The sequence below is a fragment of the Thioalkalivibrio sp. genome (assembly GCF_007692535.1).
Lineage (GTDB): Bacteria > Pseudomonadota > Gammaproteobacteria > Ectothiorhodospirales > Ectothiorhodospiraceae > Thioalkalivibrio.
The window spans coordinates 1-2,865 of sequence record NZ_REBW01000155.1; the positions used below are offsets into that span (position 1 = coordinate 1).

Here is a 2,865-nt window from a genome sequence, read left to right on the forward strand (position 1 = left end):
CCTGAAGGACCACCTCCAGCCGGGCATTCGGCGGCGCCGCGATGCGTTCGAAATAGAGCACCTCACCACTGACCTCGGCCATCTCGGGCTCACTCGCCGTCGTGGTGCAGCTCACCAGCGCCAGCAGCAGCGCGCTCAGCAGATATCTCATGTCCTGTCCTCATCTCTGACCAGTCACTTGTGTGCAGCGGCCCTCGGAACGGAGTTCACCGAGCCTTCCGGGGGATAATCGAGCGTGTCTCTTAGCTCGCTCCGCGTTTTCAGATCGAATTCCGGGAATGGCAACTCGTTGCCCTTGCGCAGTTCGCGCATGATCGCCTCGGCCCGTTCGGTGCGCTCCGGGTCTACCCCGCTGTCCTTTGCCAGATAGTTCACGGTCGACGGGAAGGCAAAGCCGGTCCCCGACGCATCGACGAGGTCGATCAGGCGCAGGAACAGGTCCTCGCGGACGCCCAGGAACACGTTGTTGTCGTTGGTTTGCACGTAGGCGAAGATCTCGATGTCCACCGAGTGGTCACCAAAACCCACGAAACGCGCCCGTGCCGGCTCCGGCGTCACCATCGAATGCTGCAACAGCAGCTTGCGGATCTCCGCCAGCACCCAGCGCATCTGGTCCGGCGTCGTCTCGTAGCGCAGGCCGATCGTCGTGCGCAGCAGGATCCGGTCCCGGCGGGTGAAGTTCTCGATGTAGAGGTTCACGAACTCGGCGTTGGGGATCGTGACCACGGTCCGGTCGATCGAGCGCACCTTTACCGACCGCAGCCCGATCGCCTCGATCACCCCCAGATGCTCCCCGAGCCGGCAGAAATCGCCGACCTCGATCGGCTTGTCCGCGAACAGCGTGATGCCGCCGATGAAGTTCTCCAGCGTGCTACGCGCCGCCAGCGCCACCGCCAGACCGCCGATACCGAGACCGGCGAGCACGCCCTGGTAGGGCAGCGACAGGATCTCGGCGAGAAACAGCACCGCGCCGATGATCACCGCGAGCTTCGCCAGCGATGTCGCCAGCGAGCGCAGCACTTCGTCGCGGTAGCGGTAGCGCTGCGAGTGCGATTCCAGAACCCGGCTGATCTTGTCCACCAGATGGTAGGCGAGCCAGCCGCCGGCAAGCGAGAGCGTCACGCCGATCAGGACACGCAATGGCATGTCGACAGCCTGCGGAAGCCCCAGGATCCTGAGCGCCACCAGGCCGATGCCGGCAACGAAGATCAGCCGCAGTGGCCAAAGGAAGCGGATCTCCGGCGCCAGCATCTGATCCTCTTCGGCCTTCTTCAGCCGCAAGAGCTTCGCAACGACCCAGGTCAGGAACCAGCTCACCGGAATGCTGATCACCAGCCACAGTGCCAGGGCGATCCACTGCCAGACCTCCATCGCGCCGCCGGTCTCGCGCAGCAGTTCGCGGTGGATCGAGCGGACGTGGTTGCGGATTGTGAAAAACGGCGTGGATTCGGCACGCACCGTGTCAGCCGCGAGCGGCATGTCCTCCAGCGCCATGAACAGGTGGCGCGCGCTGGCCATGGTTTCCGCGCTGAAGCGCCACTGTATTGAGCCGTCCTCCTGCTCGATCGGGTGGATCTCCACCGAGCCCATGGGGTGCACGAAGTGCGTGTACGGGCCGCGCCGGTTCGGATCATCCGAAATCTCCTGGCGCAGCGGCAGACCGATGCGGTAGAGAACCTCGATCAGGTACTCGCCGAGCAGCGCACCTTCCTGCTCGCGCACCGCCGTGGCAATCTGCGACAGGTCCATGGTCTTCAGGAAGAGCTCGCTCTTGCCGACCCGCGCGTTATCCCACTGTTCGATGAAGGTACGCATGGTGTCGCGCGGCGATCTCAACTCGTGATGCTGCCGCGAGTGCGGCAGCTCACCGCCGTGGACCTTGAGCAGTGCGTCCAGCGTCGCTCGCATCTCTTCCTCGGGCGGCACCACGAGGCGCCAGACCGGAGAGCCGGTCCCATCCGTATCCGTCATGGGCCGGAATCTGAGGGTGTAGGTGAGACCGGTACCCGACTGCGTGAGTTGGACCGGATATTCCAGTATTTCGCCAAGGTCCTGGGTCGGCCGGATTTCCCAGATGCGCATCGTGAGACGATCGACGATCTGGAACAGCATCCTTGCGAGACCGATGCGGTCATAGACAGTCAGCGGGCCTTCGTAGGCATCGTAATCCAGCAGCGGGAGAGTCACGCCCAGGCGATCGCTTCGCCCCTCGCCCGACTTGTTTCCGGCCGTCAGGAACCGCTCCAGCGTGCGTTCCGGACTCGAGAGGTCCGGAATCTCGAGGAGCGTGCGCGCCATGTCGGTATCCGTGCGGATGCCGGTCCACCACTCTCCCGTGCCGAAGCGACCCATGAAGCTCCGGCCATCCGGGGAAATCGAAAAGGTGAATTCGCCTGAGCCGGCGGCATCCGTCCAGGTACCCGAGAACTGGTCGTTCTCGACCCGGCCCTCCACGAAGCCTTCGAACCCGGGATACGTTCCGACGACCCGATCACCGTCCTGTTGCAGTTTCATCACCGCCCCGCCATCCCGCCACTGCGTGTCCCAGACGCCCGTCCAGTCGCGGGGACCGGAAAGCGCTGGGGATGACAAGAGCGCGAGAAGAGCAATGGCAAACGCAGTCGCGGCGAACCAGCCCCGAAGCCGGAGCAGAACGGGGGTGTCAGAAACGGTGCACAGGGGTGTTTCGTTCATCGGGATTCAAGTACCGGTTTGTCGCAAGGGGTTCTGCCCGACGAACGTCAGCCAGTGATCAACTTCGCGTGCGATCGGGTCAGCCGCCCGGCACGAGCAGCGAAAGACCGAAGCGAACACTCCATTCCGGAAGGCCGTCGAGATCGCGCAGGTTGTATTCCGGGTTGATCG

General features: G+C 64.0%; 1 protein-coding gene. It reads right to left on the reverse strand.

Features of this window, described 5'->3' with window-relative positions:
- Positions 1–174 precede the first annotated feature (174 nt).
- Positions 175–2,514, reverse strand: a complete 2,340-nt coding sequence (locus EA346_RS08800; protein WP_296757660.1) for a mechanosensitive ion channel family protein — start codon at positions 2,512–2,514, stop codon at positions 175–177.
- Between the last annotated feature and the right edge of the window lie 351 nt (positions 2,515–2,865).

What these genes read in the sequence shown, in the direction of transcription:
- EA346_RS08800 (WP_296757660.1), bottom strand. Translation starts at nt 2,514, where the DNA reads ATGAAACTGCAACAGGACGGTGATCGGGTCGTCGGAACGTATCCCGGG.